This is a genomic window from Methanosarcina subterranea, assembly GCF_055385895.1.
In genome coordinates, this window is record NZ_AP042426.1 from 1,557,527 (window position 1) to 1,581,283 (window position 23,757).

The window sequence follows — 23,757 nt, forward strand, 5'->3', positions numbered from 1 at the left end:
TTCTTCTTTTTAAAGGTTTCAGGTCGTATCTTCCTGCTGAATGAAAGAATGGTGCTCAAGGCGTTCGACTCTTTTTTCAAGCCCTTCTATCTGCTCAAGGATTCCTTCAGATGCTTCTTTACCCTGAGCAGCCCCTGCCCCTTTTTCCCCGGTTTTCTCGGCACGTTCCTGAGCCCTCTGCATATATTTGTCTGCTCTCATAACCAGGATTGTTTCGAACCTGCAGATCCCAATAAAGGGAGTGATTGAGGGTGTATACGTTTTTTCGTCTTCAGTTTCGTAAATTACAAACATGCGATAACCCGTAAGGTCAATCCACTCGTCGATTATCTTTATTCCCTCCGGGTATTCGTAGTTCTTATAAAGGCTCTGAACCCTTGCTGAGTCTTTCGGCTCCCAGGTTATTATATCCATCAATATCATTTGCCTGATACCCCCTGTATTAAAAATAGGTCCAAATTATGTTCAATATTATGTTCAATCGAATCCGAATCGGATTCAAAGTATATTTAGCAAAGTTAATGTTGTTTCTCTTCAAACGGGCATATACTTTCAGGAAGAAATGTTTAGAAAAAAAGATACGGAAAAGAGATCTGAAATGTGACTTATTCCAAAACCCGTCTTGTTAACCTATTCCGAAACCTTTTTGCTCTTAATTATTAAAATGTTTCAGAAACTCTTCTGTAGCATGAAAATCTTGTAGTCTATCTCGTATTACCCTGACAAAATGTGCCATGTCACCATATAGCAAATCTTAAATAGTTTTTCAGCTTATTTTATACCGTTAAAAAGGACATAATCATACCCTAAATGCGAATAGACCTGCTAGACCCGCAAAAAAATGTTTTTTGCGGGTTAAAACAAATAAAACTGGATTCTTTTTTTACAATGTATTACTTTCTATCGAAAGGGGTTTTCTAACTCTGCCCCTTTCCCCTCCCACCTCTATTTCTCAAGTTTCGCTTCCCTAGTTTCGCTTCGGGATCACAGGAAATTGGAGATTTTCTGGGAGTTGCACTGCAAGTGCAACAGCACGATGTCCTTTTCGCTCCGCTCCGCTCCGCTCCGCTTCGCTCAAGAGGACTAAATTATAATATCTCTGACCAGTACAGCCTTATTCGCTGTATCAGCTGTTTTTGTCACTCGCGACGAAGGAGAGCAACCTTTCCCACGAAAAAAGAAGAGAAAAGGCAAAAATTAAAAGCGAACAAAAAACTTTTAATAGTGCAAAGAAAACAAAATCAAATTCTATCTAAAGACACTCATTTTCAAATATCTTTTTTATTTTTTAGGTTTTTGCTCTTGGTAATGGACAGGCTCATGCCCGGAAAAAAGCGACCTGATAAAGTGAATTACGGTTTCTTCGGCTTTAGAATTCGGATTTTTTCGTCTCAAAAGTGTAAAACAATATCCAGAAAGGTTCTGAAAAGATCTAAATTCAGGAAATATATACCTTATAAATTGTTATATTATTTATTATAATTATATTTTTCATTGCACTACTGGCTGGATCATATTCACATAGTCAGTATTAAAAATTTATATCAAAATCCGATATTTAAATAGTTAAGATCTTTCTGGAGGTAGGGGATGAGAATTAAAGACAGGCTGTATTCGATAGTTGCAGGTTTTGTTTTTTCACTTTCTTTTTCCTTATTCTTTATTTAACATATCTCTACGTGCGGTAATGATGCCCTCAGGCCTGTTGCATGTCGCGGAAGAGAGCCAGATCATAGTCCGGAGATTCATTCATTAACACATTTCTACCATGAAGATAAAACCTGGTTGGTAAAATAACGGGTTGAGACTGAAAGAGGAGGGTTAAATATGGCAGATTCAGGGTTTAAAAACTTAAATCTATCAAAAGAGATACTGATGGCAGTAGAGGATATGGGATTTGAAGAGACTACCACAATTCAGGCTCAGTCCATTCCCTATATGCTGGAAGGCAGAGATGTTATCGGACAGGCTCCTACAGGGACCGGGAAGACTGCAGCTTTCGGAATTACTGTTTTAGAGAGGATAGATCCGAAAATAAAGGGGCTGCAGGCTGTGATTTTATGTCCTACAAGAGAGCTGGCGATTCAGGTAGCAGGAGAGCTCAAAAAGATCTCAAAATATAAAACGGACATCGAGATCTTACCTATTTACGGTGGGCAGCCTATAGACCGCCAGATTAAGGCATTAAAGAGAGGCGTACAGATTATTACCGGCACCCCTGGGCGTGTTATGGATCATCTGAACCGCCGCACTCTGAAAATGGAGGGCGTGAAAATAATCATACTGGATGAAGCGGATGAAATGCTGGATATGGGGTTTAGAGAAGATATCGAGACTATTATGAAGAAGATCCCGGAGCAAAGACAGACTATTTTCTTCTCTGCAACAATGCCTAAAACAATCCTGGATTTGACTAAAAAATATCAAAACAACCCTCATTTTGTAAAGCTTGTACACAAAGAAATGACCGTTCCTAATATCGAACAATTTTATTTTGAGGTCAAGCAGCAGACAAAATTTGAAGCTCTGGCTCGTTTAATTGACTATTATAACTTGCAATTATCGCTGGTGTTTTGCAATACGAAAAAACGTGTGGATGAACTGGTTGAGAATCTCAAGATAAGAGGATACCTGGTTGATGGCCTGCACGGGGACATGCAGCAGAAGCAAAGAGATATCGTTATGTCCAGGTTCCGGAAAAGAGAGATTGAGATACTGGTAGCAACTGACGTAGCGGCCAGGGGGATCGATGTAGGAGATCTGGATGCTGTCTTTAATTACGACATACCTACGGATGATGAGTATTACGTGCATAGAATCGGAAGAACAGCCAGAGCAGGAAAATCAGGACTTGCATTTACTTTTGTGGTAGGTAAAGAAGTATATCGAATAAGGCAGATCCAGCAGTTCACAAAGACTAAAATTATAGCTAAAAGAATTCCTTCTGTCAGTGATGTTGAAGAGATGAGAACAAACACAATTTTAGAAAATGTTAAAGATGTTGTTGATGCAGGACATTTGGGGGAGTATAATAATTTAGTTGAAAAACTTATTCAAGAGGAATATACTTCTTTAGACGTAGCTGCTGCTTTATTAAAGATAATGATTGACAAAGAGAGCAAAGAAATGTCAACAAGGGGTTAATTTTTCCAGGTTGTGGGAGTGATTTTCCCCTTCCTGTCTTTTCTTGAATAGACCTCACTCAATATCTTCCAGCGAATATCCTTCATATTCGGTATTTCTCACTTCATTGAAGATTCCTTCTGTCTCTCAATAATTGTGGTCTCTCAATAAGTGTCTACACTTAGGAAAAAGTATTCATAAAAGATTGGAAAAGATCCCTTCTCAGAAGGAATCCTCTCTTAGTGAGGCTTAATAGAATCTTTCTTCGTTCATGAGATTTAATAGGATCTTTCTTCGTTCTCAAGGGACTTTAATACCTCAAGTTTTTTCCTCGCATCCGCCATATCCGGGTAAACGCGCAGGATTTCATCAAAAGCCCTTATCGCTTCACTGTACCTTTCCATTTTTCCGAGGATAACTCCCCTGTAGTTCATGGACTGAACGTCCTGAGGGTCTATCCTTAACAGCTTTTCGAAGGCTTTCAGGGCTTCTTCATATTCTCCGATTTTTGCAAGAGAGATGCCCAGGTATCTGAGAGACTGTTCGTGCCAGGGGTTAATGGCAAGAGCTTCTTTAAAAGCCCTGGCTGCGGTCTCGTAAAGTTTCTGTTTGAAGCAGACCACACCCACGTTATAGATTGCCTTGATGTTATCGGGATCCTTTTCAAGCACGCCGTCAAAAGACCTGAGAGCTTCCCTGAACTGCTCAAGCATGCAGAAGGCAATTCCTTTATAGTTCATGGCATCGAAGTTCTCAGGGGAGAGTTCAAGGATGCGGTCAAAGTACCCAAGGGACTCCTGAGCTCTATTTAACTTGATGAGGGTCGTGGCTGCGTTGTAAAGGGCTTCTTCGTTTTTCGGGTTGAAAAGAGAAGCTTTTTCGAAGGCCTGCAGGGCTTCTTTCGGGTTGTCAAGTTCTAGGTGACAGAGGCCGAGGTAGTTAAGGCTTTCAGGGTCTTCCGGGGATGCTTCGAGAAGCAGCTCAAAGATCCCTGCAGCTTCTTCATACTCTTCCATGTTGAAGAGCACAAGAGCCATATTGTAGAGTGCTTCCCTGTGCGTGGGCTCATGTTCAAGGACCAGGTCGAGGGCCTGAAGAGCTCTTTCATAGTCCTGAAGTTCTATGCTAGCAATACCGAGCCTGTAGCAAGCTTCGGTGTAGTCCGGAAAATCAGGGGTAAAGAGGATCACTTTTTCCAGGTCCTTTGCAGCTTCTTCGAAGTTAAGGAGCTTGAAACTGGCTATTGCACGGCTGTAAAGGATATCTGCATTTTCAGGTTCCTGGATAAGAGCTGAACTGAAGGTGTTTCGGGCTTCTTCGCACCTGCAAAGTGCAAGGAGGGAAAGCCCTTTCTGCTCCTGGGCAGCTGTAAGAGAAGGGTTGAGTTCCAGGGCCTTCTCAAAAGCCTCCACTGCATCCTCGTTCTGGTCAAGCCCTCTCATAACAAGCCCGCTTAAGTACCACACGTCAGCAGCCATCGGCTTTTTCTCAAGGACTTTTTCAAAGGTCTCAAAGGCATCTTCATACCTTTCGGTTTTGAGCTGGGAAAGCCCTATTTTAGTCCAGGCGTCTTCTGATTCCAGATCATTTATTTTCGGCCCTTCTTCCTGGCTTTCCAGTACGGCATGTTCGAAGGCTTCAAGGGCTTCTTCGTAATTCTCCTGTGAGAATAGCACAAGCCCTTTCCCATACCATGCTTTCCTGCAGTTCGGATAAGCCTTAAGTAGCTCTGAAAAAACATCGCAGGCTTCCTCCTGCTTTCCAAGTTCCAGAAGTACCGTCCCTCTGTTGTAAAGAACCTCTTCTGAAGCCGATCCGTCTCCTGCAAGTTTCTCAAGCGGCAGCAGGGCTTCTTCAGACTTTCCAAGTTCTATCAGGGCGGACGCAAACTTCTCAAGGAGCTCCTGACATACCCGAGGAGTTTCTCCCGTGCTTTTTTCGATTTTCTCTCCTGTGTCTCCTTCGATTACATTTTCTACGGAGAGTTCAGGAAGGGCAAGAAGGGAATTTACCGCAGATACAGCTTCTTCTAACCTCCCAAGTTCGAAAAGAGAAAGAGCTCTTTTTTGCAGGATTTCGGGGTCCTGCGCTCCTACTCCGAGGACAATGTCAAAGGCTTCTACAGCCCTTTCATAATCTCCTATTTCAAAGCAGGAAAACCCTGTATAACAGGGGATGTCAGACTTCCGGCACCCGAGGGCAAGGGCTTCTTCAAATCCCTGCGCGGCTTCTTTGAAATTACCAGACCTGAAAAAGGAAATAGCTCTTAGATATTGCATACCTGCTTTTTCCGGAGAGTATTCCAGCGCTGCTTTAAAGGCTTCAGCAGCTTCTTCATATTTTCCGAGTTCGAAAAGGGTGTATCCTTTCTGGTCGAGGGCGTATGTGCAGTCAGGTTTCAGTTTTAGGATAAGGTCAAAGGCAGCCAGCGCATCCTGGATTTTTCCAAGGGCTTTTAAAGCAAGCCCTTTTCTGAAAAGAATGGTCTTTCTTCCCGGAGTCTGACCGAGCACCTTCTCAAAAATCTCAAGAGCCTCTTTATAATATCCCTGCTTAAAACAGGCAGTGCTCAGGTGTGCAAGGGCTTCATCATTTGCCGGGTCTCTGGCAAGAACTTCCTTAAAGCCGGGTGTGGCTTCTTCGTATCTTCCAAGCCTGAGCAGAGCAAGGCTCTTTCTATAGATAATATCCGTGTAGATAACATCCGTGTAAATAACATCCGTGCCGGCAATATCCCGGATTTTTTCCGGGTCGGGAGCTGTCTTAAGGGCTGCCTCAAAAGCTTTCAGGGCATCTTCATACTTCTCGAGTTCAGAGCAGGAAATACCCAGCCAATAATATGTGTCTTGTGCGTTCTGGAATGCAGGGTCGATTTCAAGGACTTTTTTGAGAGCCGTGTAAGCTTCTTCCTGTCTCCCGAGTTTTGAACAGGACAGCCCGACGAAGTACCAACCTTCCGCAAACTTCGGATCCTGCTCAATTAACCTTGAAAAGGCTTCAAGAGCCTTTTCGTAAGCTTCCTGCCTGATAAAAACAAGCCCTTTCCAGTAACGCACAGGATAATCTTTCTGAGAATAGCCTTTCTGAGAATAGGACTTCTGAAGGTTCCCTACTGTTCCTTCATTCTCTTCTTCGTTTTCGCTTACTTCTTCGCTCTCATTTCTTTCTTTATTTTCATTCTCATTATTTTCTTTCTCATTTATTTCTTCAAAAAGGGCAAGAGCCTCATTATGCTGACCGAGCTCGAAATGCTCAATCCCGAGCTTGAACTTCGCCTCTTCGAGCTTAAACATGGTCTCTTCCCTGGTCGGGTCAAGTTCAAGCAGGTTTGAGAGAGCTTCAACTGCTTCCTTATGCTTCTTGAGTTCAAGGAAACAAATCGCCCTTTTGTGCAGGGCTGAAAGGTTTTCCGGGTCTCTTTCCAGCACAGTCTCAAAAGCCTTGAGAGCTGCTTCGTACTGCCTGGTTTCAAAGAGACAGATTGCCCTGTATTCAATGGCATCATACAGCTCCGGATTAAGGCGGATAGCCGATTCAAAAGCCCGGGCTGCCTCTTCATGCCTGTGTAGTCTATACAGAGTCAGGCCGCTGTAGTACCAGGTCATGCCGGAGTCAGGTCTTTTTTCAAGTACACTTTCAAAGGTTTCCAGGGCAGGGATACATTTTCCGAGCTTCATTTGAGAAAAACCCTTGAGAGTTCCGGCGTCCTCATAACCTGAGTCCTTTGTAGCGTTCCTTATAGTTACTTCTTCAAAGGCTTTTACAGCTTCCTCAAAGCGTTCCAGCTTCAGGAGGACAAGCCCTTTATTATACCAGGCTTCTTTTGATTCGGGTTTTTCAAGCAATATCTTTTCGAACGCCTGCAGGGCAGTTTCATGTTTCTCGAGCTCCATTGCAAGCTTTCCTTTCCTGCACTGGATTTCTACATCTTCCGGGTTTTTTGCAGCAAGCTTTTCAAAGGTTTCCAGGGCTTTTTCCTGTTTGCCAAGTTCCGTAAGTGCAACTCCAAGGCTGTATGCAAGATCCGGATAATCGGGACTGAGGGAAACGACTTTTTCAAGGTATTCCAGGGCAACTTCTTTTCTTCCCAGTCTGAGAAGGGATATGCCTTTGTTATAAAGAGAATCGATATCTTCTGGGTTTGTTTTAAGGACTTCGGCAAAAGCTTTCTCGGCTTTTTCATACTCTTCCGAGGCAAAAAACAAAAGTCCCTTATTTTTCCAGGCGTCCTCAAAGTCAGGTCTGAGTTTTATTGCTTCTTCGAAAGCCTCAAGCGCTTCTTCGGTTTTTCCAAGCTTTCCGAGCACTATCCCTTTCTTGTTCCAGCCCTTCTCAAGGTAAGGATTCAGCCACAAGCCTTCTTTAAAAGCTTCAAGGGCTTCTTCATAACGCTCCAGAGAATAGAGGGCAAAACCCTTATTCATCCAGCAGATTTCATCTTCAGGCTTCAGGCATGCTGCATTTTCAAAAGCTTTAAGGGCAGGCTCGAATTTTCCGATGTCCAGGAGAATGAGCCCTTTTTGGAGCCACATGTTATGGTTTTCAGGCTCCTTCTCCAGGCTTTTCGTAAGGGGTTCGAGGGCTTCTTCAAAACGTCCGAGCCCTGCAAGCACAGTGCCCCTGAATTTCTGAGCTTCGGTAAAATCAGGGTCATATTCAAGCAGTTTTTCAAGGACTTCGAGGGCTTTTTCATACTTACCTGTTCTGGCAAGCAGGCGTCCCTGTTGAAACCATGCATCCGTATTTGTCGGGTCAAGCTCCGTAACACGGGCAAAGGACCGGATAGCTTCCGTAAAATTCTGCAGTTTCAAAAGAGCAAGTGCCCTGTTATACCAGATTTCCTTCATATCAGGATAGGTTTTAAGTACGGTATCAAAGGCTTCTAGGGCTTCTTCGTATACCTCAAGTTTCATAAGTGCAAAGCACTTATAATTCCAGGCTTCAAAATAATCAGGGTCGAGCCGGATAGCTTCTTCAAAAGCCTCAATGGCTTCGTTAAGCCTGAGCAGCTGTACGAGAGCAAAACCTTTCCTGAACCAGGCTTCTCTGTGCCCGGGGTTAAGCTTCAATACTTTTGAAAGAGTTTTTTCTGCGTCCTCGTATCTTGAAAGTTCGCTTAAAAGGATACTTTTATGATAGAGTGAAGCTTCATTTGCAGGAAACTTCTTTAAAAAATCATCAAGAGATTCCAGAGCTTCTTCTTTTTTCCCTAGCTTTGCAAGGGCAAGACATTTCTGCTCAAGGGCACTGGTATTTTTTGGGTTCTCCCTGATAAGGTGATCAAAGCATTCGAGGGCTTTCTCATATTTATCAAGCTTTGCAAGGACCAGGCCTTTTGCGTAGCAGGCCTCCGAATCTTTTGGGTTAATTTCAAGTGCACGTCCGAAATTCTCCAGTGCTTCTTCATATCTGTTCACCTTTCCGGCTACTGTCCCCATCGCACACCAGGCGGCTACATAATCTGGCTTAAGTTCAATAGCTTTCTCAAAGCAAAGAATTGAAGCTTCAGTTCTTTCTACTTCGGCAAAAGCAAGGCCTCTCATATACCAGGTTTCAGAGATATCGGGAGAAATTTCAAGTGAACTTTCGTAGGCTTCAAGGGCTTCTTCAAATTCACCCAGAATTGCAAAACAGATTCCTTTTCTATAGAGGGAATCGGAGTTCCCAGGTTCAAGCTGCAGGACTTCATTAAATGAGTTGAGGGCTTCCTGGGGTTTTTCAATTTCAAGGAGAGCAAGTCCCCTGTTGAAAAGGGCTCCCTTATGAGTTGGGTCTTTATCCAGAATTTTATTGAATGTGTTAATGGCTTTTTCGTACCTTTTGCGTTTAACCAGGTCAAGGCCTCTGTGAAAGGCTTCATCGTGAACGATAATAATTCCTCCGATTCCCTTTTTTGCAATAGATCCTGCAGCTCATTTGAGTATTATATTACTACTTTCCTTTTAGTGCGTTTCTTTTTTCAAAAGAATGTATATCAATAAACTGCGCCAGTGAATATACATTGATAAATCTGTGATAAGTGTTACTTATATGTGCTACCGATAAGTATTTACTGATAAATGTTTACCGATAAACTTGCATTACATTATATATTTTTATGTTTTTATCTGTCTTTTTAAGCCCTACTTTCGTTTTTCGGGCGGGCTATTATTGGATATCTGGGATTGCTATCATGTTTGTTATCATTATAATTTTTATTTAGAACCTATTTTTCTAACATACTATATAAAGAATCTCCCATAAATGTGAGTGGGAGAAAACTTTCCAAATTTGCTTTGAGAATTGTTTACCAGTATTTAAGCTGTCTCTTTGAAGAGAGTTTACATTATAAAAGAATATGTAAAAAGATATTCTAAAGATAAATTATTTTTTAAAGATTTCTCTCAAGGGCTTTTCTAATGCTTTTGCAGCTATCTTTATTATAGCAAACGAGGAAAACAGTTTCAGGTAGCTTATTATTCTGAAGAAATTCCCTTACCTGAGAAACTGCAATCCCGGCTGCCCTTTCGGAAGGAAAACCGTATGCTCCTGTGCTTATGGCTGGAAAGGCAATTGTTTTTATATTGTATCCTCTAGCAAGTTCAAGGCTATTCCAGTAGCAAGAAGCCAGAAGTTCATCCTCTCCTGTTCTGCCTCCATGCCATACAGGGCCGACTGCATGTATAACATACTTTGCAGGCAGAAGATATCCGGATGTAATTTTTGCTTCTCCTGTTAGGCAGCCATTAAGGGTTCTACACTCTTCCAGCAGCATGGGGCCTGTAACCCTGTGGATGGCTCCATCTACTCCTCCACCTCAGAGAAGTGTATTATTTGCAGCATTGACAATCGCATCCACTTTCATTTTTACGATATCCCCTTCAGATATCTTTATTCTATCCGGACTTACTTTCATACTTGACTCCTGTACTCGACTTACTCAACTTTTACTTTTGTATGCGGTTCCTGTACTCGGCTCTTTTATCTACACATTAGATAGTTTTTTTTCTTAAAAGTCATAGCTTTTTGATTTATGTGTTCCCAAACAATGATATAGCATAAAACATAGATTATACTAGTCAATCCGAAAGCGGGGATTTCGGTGACCTGCAGGCGTAATTGCCCGCTTAAAAAGTTCTAAAAACTCTTATATGCCTCTGGGGGTTACTGAGGCGACCCTGTTAAGAATTTGATCTGAAAGATTAAAAAATCTGAAAGGTCAAAAGTATATATCGATAAAATAAACAGTTGCACATAAAATAAGCAGTTGCACATAAAATAAGCCAGTAGTAGTTAAAATGAACAAGTGGCTAAAATAAATCGAGCCGAAATATTTCTTAAACATATTTTTTGACCATGGCTTATATAGCCAGGAATAAACCTCTGAATTATTTCAATGGGGAGACTAACCATGAGCGACATGACACTTAAGGAGAGACTTTTAAACGCATTGGAAGGTAAGCAAGTTGACAAAGTACCTGTTTGTTCCGTAACCCAGACCGGAATTGTGGAGTTAATGGACGAAGTGGGAGCTCCCTGGCCGGAAGCTCACTCTGATCCTGAACAGATGGCAAAACTGGCGATTGCAAACTATGAACGTAGCGGTCTCGAAGCTGTAAGGGTTCCTTACTGCCTGACCGTGCTTGCCGAAGCCATGGGCTGCGAAGTTAATATGGGTACGAAGAACAGACAGCCTTCTGTTACTGCCCATCCGTATCCCAAAGACCTTGAAGGCATGAAAATGCCCGAAAACTTGATTGACATGGGCAGAATCCAGGCTGTACTTGATGCGATTAAAATCATTAGAGAAAGAGTAGGTCCGGATGTGCCTGTTATCGGAGGAATGGAAGGACCGGTCACCCTTGCCTCGGACCTTTCGAGTGTCAAGTCTTTTATGAAATGGTCTCTGAAAAAACCCGAGCTTTTTGAACAGGTACTGGACTTTGCAACCGAAGCCACAATAGCGTATGCAAATTCCATGGTTCTTGCAGGGGCAGATGTTATTTCCATTGCAGACCCAGTAGCATCTCCTGACCTTATGAGCCCGGACTCCTTCAAAAATGTGCTTCAACCCAGATTGCAGAATTTCTCTTCAAATGTGGATTCGGTTACAGTCCTGCACATCTGCGGCAATGTGAACCCTATCCTCAACTATATGGCAGACTGCGGCTTCGAAGGTCTGAGCGTTGAAGAAAAGATTGGCAGTATAAAGAAGGCCAAAGAAATACTCGGGGACAGAGCAAGGCTCGTAGGAAATATTTCAAGCCCCTTTACTCTGCTTCCAGGCCCGGTTGACAAAATAAAATCAGAAGCCAAACAGGCTATCGCTGACGGCGTTGACGTGCTTGCTCCGGGCTGTGGAATTGCACCCATGACCCCGGTTTCTCATATTAAAGCTATGGTAGAAGCAAGAGACGAATATTACTCTTGATTAGTTGAAATAAAAACCCTATTTTTTTTAATTTTATTTTTTAACTTTCCCGAATTGTGCCTCGGGATCGCGTGGTCTGTTTCACTCGCTCAAGAGGACTAATATTATGTTATAGCGGTGATTTTTGAGAGACCGAATCACAAATCTCTCCTACCAGTAAAGCCTTATTCGTTATACCGGGTCTTCAAGTCTTTAGTGTTTTTTTCTTTTTTTCAATCGGCTGCCATGTAAGCCGGTGTGAACATCCTATTATCAGTAGACTGAAACACTTTCCGGGGTAAGGGGAAGTATTTCTCAATCTCTATGGTGTACCTTTTCCTGGGATCTGGTTTTTCTTAACAGCAGTACGGTTCCGTTGTGTTTTTTTCTTAGCTGGTGTGAGCTGGCTTCAGTCCAGTGCAGCGCAGGTAAAAATTTTTCAGAATAAATGGGAAGCAACTAGCAGTTAAAATCTTCAGGAAAAGTTCAAAATACAGGAAAAGTATCCTGAAAAGTATCTAACCGGAGTTTATAAGATCTCATAAAAATCGTGGTGCAGCTATGGATATTATGTAGGTCTAACAAGAAATTAATTAAGTTCCAAACTTGTTTCGTTCAATTTTGGCGTCGCCACATATTGAACTAGCCCACCGATTGATACTTATATGATTTTCACCATATTATACTAAAGAAACCATAATAGGGCGTCTTGTTACAGAGATCCTGTGTTAGACCCCATATAGTGGGAAATTAACTATTTTTGTGCCACACCGATTTATTTAATTGGTTCTATATTTGTCGGTTTTATATTAAAATGCTTGGAATTGTTACCCAACATAATTAATTTTTTGTTAGACCCTATGTAGATCATGTCGCTTGATGTGGCTTTATACTATAAAGTATAAACTCCGGTCTAAAGAAGAAAATATATAAAGAAAAAACTATCCAAAGAAAAAACTATCCAAAGAAAAAAATATTCGAAAAGAGATCTCCGGAAGTTCTCCAGAGACATTTATTAAAAACTTTTCCTGAAAAAAGAAAAAGGAAAAGGAGAACAACCTTGGTTAGAGGCCGTAATTCTCCGGCAGGAAGACTTTGACTTCCTTCTTATATTTGTCCAGGTTGTCGCTCATGAACTTGTCACTGTCGTCAGTGAGGGCTTCAAAAGCAGCCTTTGCATCTGCAAGAGCTTTGGTTTCGAACCTGGAAAGTTCGAGTTTGCCCCCTGCTCCTTCTTCTACGATTTTAATGCTCTCTATTGCTGCGTTTCTGGCACGGAGGTAAATATCATTTCCGTCCCTGGCAATTGCTTCTCCTACTCTGTAAGCATTCTGATATGCGAGTACGTAACCCTGGGCGTCTCTGTACATGTCAGAAGCTGCGAACAGATCTCTCAGGATCTTTTCATTACCCGAATTAAGAGCCACGTTCATCAGAGCACAGTCGTATGCAAGGCTTTCGGACCAGCACTGAACTGTGGTACCACCGAATTCACCGTGGTATTCAACGGATTCGTTGGACCAGAGGTCACAGCACTGCATGGTCAGGTTGCCCATAAGGTCAGAGTGGGCACAGGTTGAGGTCTTACCTTCCTGAGCAATCGGAACACCTGATACGGATTTGACGATTGTGTTTTCATATCCGCAGTCCTTTCCGGGACCTGTTGCACCTGCTTCATATGCAACGAGAGTTCTTGCTGCAGAGATTGCCCTTGCAATAATTGCAATAGTGTGGGCAAGGTTCTTGTCAAGCAGACCGCCTGCAATGAACATTGCTGTGTTTGCCTGGGCACAGTCCGTGTCACCGGCTGCAACTACCTTATTCTTCTTTGCAATGTTTGCAATATCGGACCAGATCATTTCCATGTCCATGCTGCCGAGAACACCAATGCCGAAAAGTACACCGGGCATATCGTTCCTGAGAATTGCGTAGTCAAAGACCTCCTTACCGCCCATGCTCTCTACTGAAAGCATATCAGCACCGTTCTGAGCGCACTGTTCGAATGCTTCTATAAAGGTGTTGTATTTGTCTCCTCTGAGCTGGAGGTAGTCTCTGCTCTCACGGATATCTCCTATGGTGTGGCGGAGTGCGCACTTTATGCCGTGTTCGTCATGGTAGTCTTCCATGATGGCTTTCTGGGCGTGTGCAACTTCTGCTCCCCAGGAGGGGTTATTGGACATCTGCTGAACGTGTTCAGTTTCGAGTACAACTGAAGGGGCTCCTATCTGGACCATCCTTGCCATGATATCGGTGGTGATCCTCTCGTACTCTTTAATCAGCTTCTCCTTGGATGCACCTGCTTCGGGCCTTGGAGCGTAGTTCACTTCAGGAGTTGTGTATCCGGCACCAATCTCAAGCCCGAGTCCTGTTTTGACGGGTTTGACAGCTCTTCCGAAGACCATCTCATCTGCTGTAGAATAAGCCATTTTAGTGAATCTGTTTACTGCCATCTACTCCACCTCCTCAGTGTTTATGGAATTTCTCCCTCAGCTTTACAATATTGTCCCCATTTGCCTTGACAAAGTCAGCCATTTTCGGGGCATCAGACGCTTCTTCACCATATACACCGAGCTCATACTGCGACACGAAGTCCTGGTTCACAGCACCACCTCCGCATGCAAAGGGAATCCTGTAGCCTTTCTCCATTAATTTGTCGTTGATCTCCTTAAAGGCATACATGGTCGTGGTCATGAGAGCTGTACCTGTCAGCATCAGGGGGCTCTCCTTTTCGACGGCAGCTATGACTTCATCGACAGGAACATCTCTTCCAAGATCTATTATATCATACCCGTTTGCTCTTAGCAGCGCAACCACAATGTTCTTGCCAATGTCGTGGACATCGCCTTCTGCAACGTGGCAGACAATTTTTCCTTTGACTTCAGGCGATTTTCCGGCTTTTTGCTTAAGGAATTCGATACCTTCCAGCATGGCGTCAGCAGACATCATAACGTTGGGCAGGAAAATAACTCCGTCATCGTAAAGCTTGGAAACAACACCCATTCCTACCATCAAAGAATCATTGATTAGAGAAATAGGGTCTTTTCCGGACTCGATAGCTTTCTTCAGCCCTTCAATAACGTCATCTTCTTCTCCCTCGAAGATGGCTTTTGCAACCGGGTACAGTGTCGAGTCTTTTGGATAAAGCTCTTCTGCGGCATCTTCCGGTGTCATTTCCTTTTCCATTTTAACGTTGTAACGAACCAGAATACCACTGGGATCTACGTCTATCAAATATCTAACCTCCATTTTAGATTTGAGGAGCAAATAATCCCTGGTTATTTACAGGGGCAAAAGCCGGGTTAAAACAAAAGAGTCCCTAAAAAGATCTTAAATAGGTTTAGATGTCTATTTACTTCCCCATTTTTAAATAGTAACAACTAATCGTGATCTAAATAGGTATAAATTCCCAAAATCTTCCCGATTTATTAATGGGACTTCTAACTCCCCTTAATTTAATTGTGTTCTATATATTTAAAACCCACTGAGCAAGTTTTAGGTTCTCAGACTGAAAACAAGTAATTTCAATTCCATTGCGTATCCCGTTTTTTTCCATTTATGGGGCTGGATTTCTCTCCAAACATATAAATTTTTTGTTTACTGTCAGTGTGCATACGGTAGTACTCGTATCGAAATATATCGGAAGAAATTATGCTGTGCATCTACATTTCTTGCATACTATCTGTATGCTACTCATTTTTCGTTTTTCATCTTCAGGATCACTCCGAATCATCTTAAACTGAGTACACGACAAAGCTGCCAAAAAGTATTTATAACAGTACTGCATTTAGAAGATTCCCTGATCAGGAGAGATCAGGTGGCAATAAGCTTGTTGATTTATGGCAAAATTACTTTTGCAATAAAATCAGTATGCAGGTAAATTGTCAGACAAAAGCTTTATATACAAGACACGTCTTGTATGTATCCCTCACACGTCAATTGTGCGAGGCTCGCCTGCTTCCGATCTTTAATGATTGGAGCTGCAGTATCTCTGTAGATTTAAGCAAAATTCGTTTTGCGCTGAATCTGCCTTGAAAAACTGCGAGGTGGGAAAAAGCTTATATACAAGGAATACCTTGTATGATTCCCTCACACAGAACAATTATGTGGGAGGACAATAAGAAGGTTTATATACAAGAAATACCTTGTATGATTCCCTCACACAAAGCAATTGTGTGGGTTGAATTTCAAAAATCTCTTTCATCTTTTAATGGAGACAGAAGTTGTTTTCTGTCTGACGAGGATTTGTCGGTTCGGTTAATTCTGGGTGATAGGTGTTTTCACATCTATCGCGAAATGAACTAACTGAATTTGATGTTGTTAGTGCAAGTTTCTGCGACCAAGACCTTTAATTTCAAAGTGTGCTATAACAATTCTGGTTGATCCTGCCAGAGGTTACTGCTATCGGTGTTCGCCTAAGCCATGCGAGTCATATGTTCTTCGTGAACATGGCGTACTGCTCAGTAACACGTGGATAACCTGCCCTTGGGTCCGGCATAACCCCGGGAAACTGGGGATAATTCCGGATACCGCATATCTGCTGGAATGCTTTATGCGTAAAATGGATTCGTCTGCCCAAGGATGGGTCTGCGGCCTATCAGGTAGTAGTGGGTGTAACGTACCTACTAGCCAACGACGGGTACGGGTTGTGAGAGCAAGAGCCCGGAGATGGATTCTGAGACATGAATCCAGGCCCTACGGGGCGCAGCAGGCGCGAAAACTTTACAATGCGGGAAACCGTGATAAGGGGACACCGAGTGCCAGCATCATATGCTGGCTGTCCGGGTGTGTAAAATACACCTGTTAGCAAGGGCCGGGCAAGACCGGTGCCAGCCGCCGCGGTAACACCGGCGGCCCGAGTGGTGATCGTGATTATTGGGTCTAAAGGGTCCGTAGCCGGTTTGGTCAGTCCTCCGGGAAATCTGACGGCTTAACCGTTAGGCTTTCGGGGGATACTGCCAGGCTTGGAACCGGGAGAGGTAAGAGGTACTACAGGGGTAGGAGTGAAATCTTGTAATCCCTGTGGGACCACCTGTGGCGAAGGCGTCTTACCAGAACGGGTTCGACGGTGAGGGACGAAAGCTGGGGGCACGAACCGGATTAGATACCCGGGTAGTCCCAGCCGTAAACGATGCTCGCTAGGTGTCAGGCATGGCGCGACCGTGTCTGGTGCCGCAGGGAAGCCGTGAAGCGAGCCACCTGGGAAGTACGGCCGCAAGGCTGAAACTTAAAGGAATTGGCGGGGGAGCACAACAACGGGTGGAGCCTGCGGTTTAATTGGACTCAACGCCGGACAACTCACCGGGGGCGACAGCAATATGTAGGCCAAGCTGAAGACTTTGCCTGAATCGCTGAGAGGAGGTGCATGGCCGTCGCCAGTTCGTACTGTGAAGCATCCTGTTAAGTCAGGCAACGAGCGAGACCCGTGCCCACTGTTACCAGCATGTCCTCCGGGACGATGGGTACTCTGTGGGGACCGCCGGTGTTAAATCGGAGGAAGGTGCGGGCCACGGTAGGTCAGTATGCCCCGAATCTCCCGGGCTACACGCGGGCTACAATGGATGGGACAATGGGTCCCTACCCCGAAAGGGGTTGGTAATCTCACAAACCCATTCGTAGTTCGGATCGAGGGCTGTAACTCGCCCTCGTGAAGCTGGAATCCGTAGTAATCGCGTTTCAATATAGCGCGGTGAATACGTCCCTGCTCCTTGCACACACCGCCCGTCAAACCACCCGAGTGAGGTATGGGTGAGGGCACGGACTCTGTGCCGTGTTCGAACCTGAATTTTGCAAGGGGGGTTAAGTCGTAACAAGGTAGCCGTAGGGGAATCTGCGGCTGGATCACCTCCTAAGCCGAAAAACACTATCACCCAGATGCCGATAAACCGAACAAATCCTCAAACCAGAGATCCATATGGATCTCTCGTCTCTCTCGGGCTTGTAGATCAGTTGGAAGATCGCTGCCTTTGCAAGGCAGAGGCCCTGGGTTCGAATCCCAGCAAGTCCATTTTTGTGCACCCGGTAAGTAGCTTATCGGGGAAGGATGGATAGCCTGCGCGGAACCGCGGGCATATGAAGTCGTGTATAGGTGCTGTATATTGAACGCTAACTGGACCTGGTTAGGTGTAACAGGAGTTATGCTATCAGGTGGATGGCTCGGCTCAAGAGCTGATGAAGGACGTGCCAAGCTGCGATAAGCCCGGGGTAGGTGCATGGAGCCAATGAACCCGGGATCTCCGAATGGGACCTCTCCATAGTGATCAGTAATGATCGGGAACGCTCCGAATTGAAACATCTCAGTAGGAGCTGGAAAAGAAATCAAACGAGATGCCGCTAGTAACGGCGAGTGAAAACGGCACAGTTCAAACCGAATCCCTTCGGGGAAATGTGGTGTTGTAGGGCTGTTCAAACGTCTCGCGGCAAAACCGAACTTGCCTGGAACGGCAGACCATAGAGTGTGACAGTCACTTAGGTGTAAGCCAGAAGACCGGAACATGTCCCTGAGTACCGTGCGTCGGATATCGTGCGGGAATCCGGGGGGCACCAACCTCCAAAACTAAATACTACTTGAGACCGATAGCGAAATAGTAGGGTGACCGAACGCTGAAAAGTACCCCGAGAAGGGAGGTGCAAAGTGCCTGAAACCTGATAGTGATGGAACGATACGGCATGAAAGGATCTTTGGTACGAAGGAAGCACCCGCGAGGGTGTTGTACGAGTATCACTGCCAGTGTCGTATCTTACGTTTTGAAGAACGGGCCAGGGAGTGTATCTTGGTGGCGATGGCTAACCTTTTATCTGGGCAGCCGAAGCGAAAGCAACATGTGCGCAACCCTCACGGGCGAGGCACGACGTATACAAGTGCGTGGAGTCACCGGGGTACGACCCGAAGCCGGGTGATCTAGGCGTGGGCAGGTTGAAGCGTGGCGAAAGCTACGTGGAGGACCGCAAGCGGTATTGATCTGCAAATCATTCGTGTGACCTGCGTCTCGTAGTGAAATGCTAATCTAACCCGGCATCCGCTGGTTCCTTCCGAAACATGTCGCAGCATGACCTGACTGGAGATTGTCGGTGGAGTAGAGCACTGATTGGCGGTTCCGGGGGGGAAACCCCTCGCCCGCCTGTCAAACTCCAAACCCACTGTCATTGAAGAAAGTCGGAGTCCGGACTACTGGGGTAAGCTTGTAGTCCGTAAGGGAGACAACCCAGCCCGTGGTTAAGGTCCCCAAGTGTCGACTAAGTGTTAACACTAAAGGGCGTCCCAAGCCCAAGACAGCTGGAAGGTTAGCTTAGAAGCAGCTACCCTTCAAAGAGTGCGTAACAGCTCACCAGTCGAGGTTTGGGGCCCCGAAAATTGACGGGGCTCAAGTCGACCACCGATACCACGGAGTACCGAAAGGTAATCTCGTAGGAAGGCGTTGTGTTCGGGCTGAAGCAGGGCTGTGAAGTCCTGTGGACCGTTCACAAACGAAAATCCTGGTAATAGTAGCAGCATAGCAGGGTGAGAATCCCTGCCGCCGAAGGGGCCAGGTTTCCTCGGCAATGATCGTCAGCCGAGGGTTAGTCGGTCCTAAGACGTACCGTAATTCGAGTACGCCAAAAGGGAAACAGGTTAATATTCCTGTACCATTTAGCACTGAGCTCTGACGTTTCAGGGCAGGCCGAGCGGCGTCGTCGCGCCGTCTAAGCAGCGAATCCCGTGGAGAGCCGTAATGGCGAGAAGCGGGCGAATCTGTTATGGCTAAAGTCGGCTGCACCCAGGAACCCGTGAAAAGGACAGCTAAATGTCCGTACCGAGAACTGACACTGGTGCCCCTAGCTGAAAAGGCTAAGGCGTGTCGGAGTAATTCAGTTAAGGGAATTCGGCAAATTAGCTCCGTAACTTCGGGAGAAGGAGTGCCTGCTGTGTAGACAGCAGGTCGCAGTGACCAGGGGGCTCTAACTGTCTAATACCAACATAGGAGATTGCAAACCCGTAAGGGCTAGTACAATCTCTGAATCCTGCTCAGTGCAGGTACCTGAAACCCCGGTTCAACGGGAAGAAGGGCCTGTAAACAGCGGGGGTAACTATGACCCTCTTAAGGTAGCGTAGTACCTTGTCGCTTAATTGGCGACTTGCATGAATGGATCAATGAGAGCCCTACTGTCCCTAACTGGAGTCCGGTGAAGCTTACATTCTAGTGCACAGTCTAGAGACCTCTAGGGGGAAGTGAAGACCCCGTGGAGCTTTACTGCAGCCTGTCGTTGGGTTGTGGTTCTGGATGTACAGTGTAGGTAGGAGACGTCGAAGCGGGTGCGCCAGCATCCGTGGAGTCGCAATTGGGACACTACCCTTCCGGGACTACGACCCTAACTCTGCGAAGAGGACCCCGATAGGTGGGCAGTTTGCCTGGGGCGGGACGCCCTTGAAAAGATATCAAGGGCGCGCAATGGTTGACTCAAGTGGGTCGGAAACTCACTGAAGAGTGCAAGAGCATAAGTCAGCCTGACGTTATTCAGCACAGCAGTGGATGACGAGACGAAAGTCGGTTCTAGCGAACTTTTGTGCCTCCTTGGTGGGGGCCAAAAATGACAGAAAAGTTACCCCGGGGATAATTGAGTCGTTGCCGGCAAGAGTACATATCGACCCGGCAGCTTGCTACCTCGATGTCGGTTCTTTCCATCCTGGCCGTGCAGCAGCGGCCAAGGGTGAGGTTGTTCGCCTATTAAAGGAGATCGTGAGCTGGGTTTAGACCGTCGTGAGACAGGTCGGTTACTATCTACTAGAGGTGCCAGAGGTCTGAAGGTAAGCTGCTTTTAGTACGAGAGGAACCAAGCAGCGGCGCCACTGGTGTACCGGTTGTCTGACAAGGCATCGCCGGGCAGCTACGCGCTAAGGAATAAGAGCTGAATGCATCTAAGCTCGAAATCTGACCTAAAAAGAGACCTCTTTAAGGATTCCGGTAAAAGACCGGTTTGATAGAAACGGGATGTAAGCACCAAGGCAACGAGGTGTTCAGTCCGCGTTAACTAACTATCCGTTCCTTTCACCTAATTCAGGTCCAGGCGAAATTCATTATGCAGCACACCTATACATGACTTCATCTTTCCATATCCCATTTATAGGTAGAGCTTGGCGGCCATAGCGGCAGGGAAACTCCTGTACCCATCCCGAACACAGAAGATAAGCCTGTCCACGTTCCTTACTGTACTGAAGTGTGCGAGCCTTCGGGAACTCTGGATCGCTGCCAAACTCACCCTATATTACTTTCAAACCTATTCTAATATTGTTTTTTACTCACCTTGATATTGTTTTTTGATCTTACTGATATTTTTAATCTATTTTTGTGTCTTTTCAGAACCTTTTCTTTACTAAACTTTGAAGTTTCAGATTTTTGAGCTGTGTTTATCCAAATCAGGTCTGTGTCTTAAAGTCCTTATATTTCCTCTATTGCTTTCAGATAATTCTCTGCTTCTTCAGAAAATAATTTCTGTATTTTGCATTCCATTTCAATGTGGCAATTCTCAGCAGGCAATAAGCCATCTAAAATGGGATGACTCTGGTTATTTTACGGAATTTTTTAGAGAACTAAAAAGAAGATGGATAACTTAAGTTCCTGCAGGCATGAAGATCTGTAAACTAAAGCCCAGAGTTTAGGTTTATTTTTCAGAAAATATGTTTCAAAATCGTTTTATTATCTCGAATTATATTCTCACTAATTATATAAATGCAAGATTTCTTTTTTCAGACTTAATATATTTAATTAAGGGGAACGCTGGCTCATGAAAGGAAAATCCATTCTAAATATTTGCATTCTCTTATCCTACGTGCTCGTGGCAACAGTAGCTCAGGCAGATGCTACAATTATTAATGTAGATATTAATGGGGAGGGGAACTATAGTTCGATTCAAGAAGCTATCGACAATGCACAAAATGGGGATACAATCCTTGTAAGCCAGGGAGTATATCAGGAAAATATAGAAGTGAATAAAGAACTCAGAATTCTTTCACATTCCACTCTCTCAGGTGACCAGACTAAAACCTATATTATAGGCGTGATTCCGAAAGCTAATGTTTTTGGTATCTATTCAAGCAATGTGACAATAGACGGTTTTTATATCTCAGGAGGCCCTTCTGGAACTGATTGGTATGAATCAGGGATTTACCTTGAAAGTGTGCAGAACTGTTCATTAACAAACAACATGCTGATACAGAATGATCTAGGTATTTCTCTCAATGGTTCGCAAGGCAACTACATTGTCAGCAATCTGGTAAGCCTTGGGAATTACGGTATCTCTCTTGTTGATTCTGAAGGAAATGTACTGTCCAATAATCTTGTGGTGACAAATAATCAGGGAATTTCGCTGAATAATTCGGCCAATAATACCCTTATGAACAACACTGCAGGCTCAAACGCAATAGGGGTTTTCCTGGAAGCATCTCAGAGGAATACTCTTGCCTATAACCTTATTTCTAAAAACGAATATGGAATTCTTGGCCAAGCGGCAGAGTCCAATACTTTAGTCAATAACAACCTTTATCTGAATGACATTGGAATTTGCTTTAACAAATCATCTGGCAATATAGTTTACCAGAATGATTTCATTAATTTCATTAACGCCATTGACGAAGGAAATAATTTTTGGAACAGCAGCTCAGCAGGTAATTTCTGGCATAATTATGCTGTACAGGATGCTGACAGAAATGGCATAGGAGATGCTCCGTACTTTATCAATCAGACAACCGGAAGCATAGATTACATGCCTGCGGTAAACGAAACTCATCCCGGCATTGATGGTTCTGAAAACATAATCAACGATAGCAGTACCATAATAGTTCTATTAAATAAAAAATACTCTACGAACCAGCAGAACACCCAGGAAGAAACCGCTGTCGTTGAAGCAACCGAGCTTGGGCAGGTAAACACATCCCTTCAGGAAGGTCCGGTTTTTTTGAGACTCGGGGCTGAGTGGTGCTCGAAATGCCAGTCTATGAAACCGATCATAAAAGAGCTGGCAGCAGAATATGAAGGAAAAGCCACTATCATGTCCGTAGATCTGGACCAGAATCCTGAACTTAAAACCTATTTCGGAGTAGAATATATTCCTGATTCCTTCGTAATCGTAGGTATTGAAGACGGAGAATATGTTTACATGCAAGGGGACGGGAACGTTAGCAAGGACAGATATCAGGCTAGGATCGTCGGACTAAAGAATAAGCGAGCATTTGAAAAACTTCTGGATCTTTCTCTTCTCAATGAAATGGGGACAAATCCAGATAAGGGACCTTACTGGCATACTTAATTTCAAAACCACTACATGCTGAGGATTTAAATCTCCGGTAAAACCCGAGTCCCGGGTTAGAAATATAATATAAAAATCATAATATGAAAATCAAAAGTGTAAAAACAATCCGAAAAGAAAGAGAAAGAGGCAGGAAGTAAAAGGTAAAGTAAGGTAGCACAGGCTATCTTACACGTCTTTTTTTGTTTTTGACTCATAAAAATGATAGTCTCTATGTACTACAGCTAATTACTTCACCTTATTCTCCTCTCAGCTCAAGCCCAACCTTAACTCCTCTAATTACAGCTTCAGTGATCTTTTTCCCGAACTCAGTACTCGAGCCTGCATAGGGGATTTCCCATTTTTCTTTACTTTCTGAGCCCGGTCCTGAGCTTTTTTCATAGGCAACAACCACAGCATCCGTATTCGTGCCAAGGAAAGTGTATCCTTTCTCAAGAAGAGCAAGCCCTTTAGCTTCGGTGGCTGTGATGATCGCGCCGAAGAGAGCTGTTTCAGATAGTTTTGCCTTTGATATTAGAATTATGTTTATAGTTCCTACCTTTACCCTGAACTCTGAGCCGTTACTTACGCCAGCAGTTATAAAAGCTGTTAGATAGTCGTCTTCAATGACCTGGAGGTATTCCATATTTACTGCTGTCAGGAGGCTAAAGTAAGTTTCTTCAATACCTAGTTTCAGGGCTGCTTCTTTTACGAAATCCTGAGGGCTAAGGGGATTAAAGGTTCTTGGCACCTGTTTGTTAAAAAGGTACTTTACCCGCGCGCGGCCGCCGTTTAAACCTGTGCTCACGGCTTCGAAATCGCCTTCAATAATAAGGGTGCTGTCTTTTATGTGATATTGCATGTAAGGGCTCCGTTTTAAAGAAGATGTGTTTCAGTATAAATGAAGAGTTTGTGAAATAACGCTTTCTGAACGAGAGCAACTTTATTTGCTTTAATGAATGGCTCTTAAAAAGACTGCTCTTACC

The 23,757-nt window shown here is 44.3% G+C and carries 8 protein-coding genes, 1 tRNA gene, 3 rRNA genes and 1 pseudogene; 7 read left to right on the forward strand and 6 right to left on the reverse strand.

The features are described 5' to 3' along the window. Nucleotides 1-18 precede the first annotated feature (18 nt). Nucleotides 19-423, reverse strand: coding sequence for a DUF3303 domain-containing protein (locus ACZ5A8_RS06935; protein ID WP_464533005.1), 405 nt, complete (start codon nucleotides 421-423; stop codon nucleotides 19-21). 1,404 nt (nucleotides 424-1,827) lie between these two features. Here ACZ5A8_RS06935 and ACZ5A8_RS06940 point away from each other — a divergent pair. Beyond that, nucleotides 1,828-3,144 carry a DEAD/DEAH box helicase gene (locus ACZ5A8_RS06940; protein ID WP_464533006.1) on the forward strand — a complete coding sequence of 439 codons (1,317 nt, stop codon included), beginning with the start codon at nucleotides 1,828-1,830 and terminating at the stop codon, nucleotides 3,142-3,144. Between the two features lie 257 nt (nucleotides 3,145-3,401). Here ACZ5A8_RS06940 and ACZ5A8_RS06945 read toward each other — a convergent pair whose 3' ends face one another. Next, a complete protein-coding gene (locus tag ACZ5A8_RS06945; protein ID WP_464534047.1) occupies nucleotides 3,402-9,023 on the reverse strand; it encodes a tetratricopeptide repeat protein in 5,622 nt (1,873 codons plus the stop codon). A 470-nt stretch (nucleotides 9,024-9,493) separates the two neighbouring features. After that, nucleotides 9,494-10,018 (reverse strand): annotated as a pseudogene (locus ACZ5A8_RS06950) (O-acetyl-ADP-ribose deacetylase). Nucleotides 10,019-10,513: 495 nt separating this feature from the next. Between ACZ5A8_RS06950 and mtaA the strand changes: the two are divergent. Continuing rightward, nucleotides 10,514-11,533 (forward strand): methylcobamide:CoM methyltransferase MtaA, encoded by a 1,020-nt coding sequence (gene mtaA, locus ACZ5A8_RS06955; RefSeq protein ID WP_464533008.1) that lies wholly within the window; start codon nucleotides 10,514-10,516, stop codon nucleotides 11,531-11,533. Between the two features lie 1,043 nt (nucleotides 11,534-12,576). Here the strand turns inward: mtaA and mtaB are convergent. Together mtaB and mtaC are read right to left on the reverse strand one after the other, a co-directional pair. Continuing rightward, the gene (mtaB, locus tag ACZ5A8_RS06960) at nucleotides 12,577-13,962 is read right to left on the reverse strand and encodes a methanol--corrinoid protein co-methyltransferase MtaB (RefSeq protein WP_464533009.1); all 1,386 of its coding nucleotides are present in this window, start codon (nucleotides 13,960-13,962) and stop codon (nucleotides 12,577-12,579) included. 13 nt (nucleotides 13,963-13,975) lie between these two features. Further along, nucleotides 13,976-14,758, reverse strand: coding sequence for a methanol--corrinoid protein MtaC (mtaC, locus tag ACZ5A8_RS06965; protein WP_464533011.1), 783 nt, complete (start codon nucleotides 14,756-14,758; stop codon nucleotides 13,976-13,978). Between the two features lie 1,123 nt (nucleotides 14,759-15,881). On the opposite strand from mtaC, the gene ACZ5A8_RS06970 reads away from it, so the two are divergent. The 5 genes from ACZ5A8_RS06970 (at nucleotide 15,882) to ACZ5A8_RS06990 (ending at nucleotide 22,792) form a co-directional block, all read left to right on the forward strand. Next, nucleotides 15,882-17,359: ribosomal RNA gene (locus ACZ5A8_RS06970) — 16S ribosomal RNA — on the forward strand. A gap of 84 nt (nucleotides 17,360-17,443) precedes the next feature. Beyond that, a tRNA-Ala gene (locus tag ACZ5A8_RS06975) sits at nucleotides 17,444-17,516 on the forward strand. 119 nt (nucleotides 17,517-17,635) lie between these two features. After that, nucleotides 17,636-20,542, forward strand: a 23S ribosomal RNA gene (locus ACZ5A8_RS06980). Nucleotides 20,543-20,620: 78 nt separating this feature from the next. Beyond that, nucleotides 20,621-20,742, forward strand: a 5S ribosomal RNA gene (gene rrf, locus ACZ5A8_RS06985). The 16S, 23S and 5S rRNA genes sit together here with 1 tRNA gene alongside, the layout of an rRNA operon. A 529-nt stretch (nucleotides 20,743-21,271) precedes the next feature. After that, on the forward strand, nucleotides 21,272-22,792 hold the full coding sequence (locus ACZ5A8_RS06990; RefSeq protein WP_464533012.1) for a NosD domain-containing protein: 1,521 nt from the start codon (nucleotides 21,272-21,274) through the stop codon (nucleotides 22,790-22,792). A gap of 238 nt (nucleotides 22,793-23,030) precedes the next feature. Here the strand turns inward: ACZ5A8_RS06990 and cbiZ are convergent, their stop codons facing one another. Next, the gene (gene cbiZ, locus ACZ5A8_RS06995; protein ID WP_464533013.1) at nucleotides 23,031-23,633 is read right to left on the reverse strand and encodes an adenosylcobinamide amidohydrolase; all 603 of its coding nucleotides are present in this window, start codon (nucleotides 23,631-23,633) and stop codon (nucleotides 23,031-23,033) included. Between the last annotated feature and the right edge of the window lie 124 nt (nucleotides 23,634-23,757).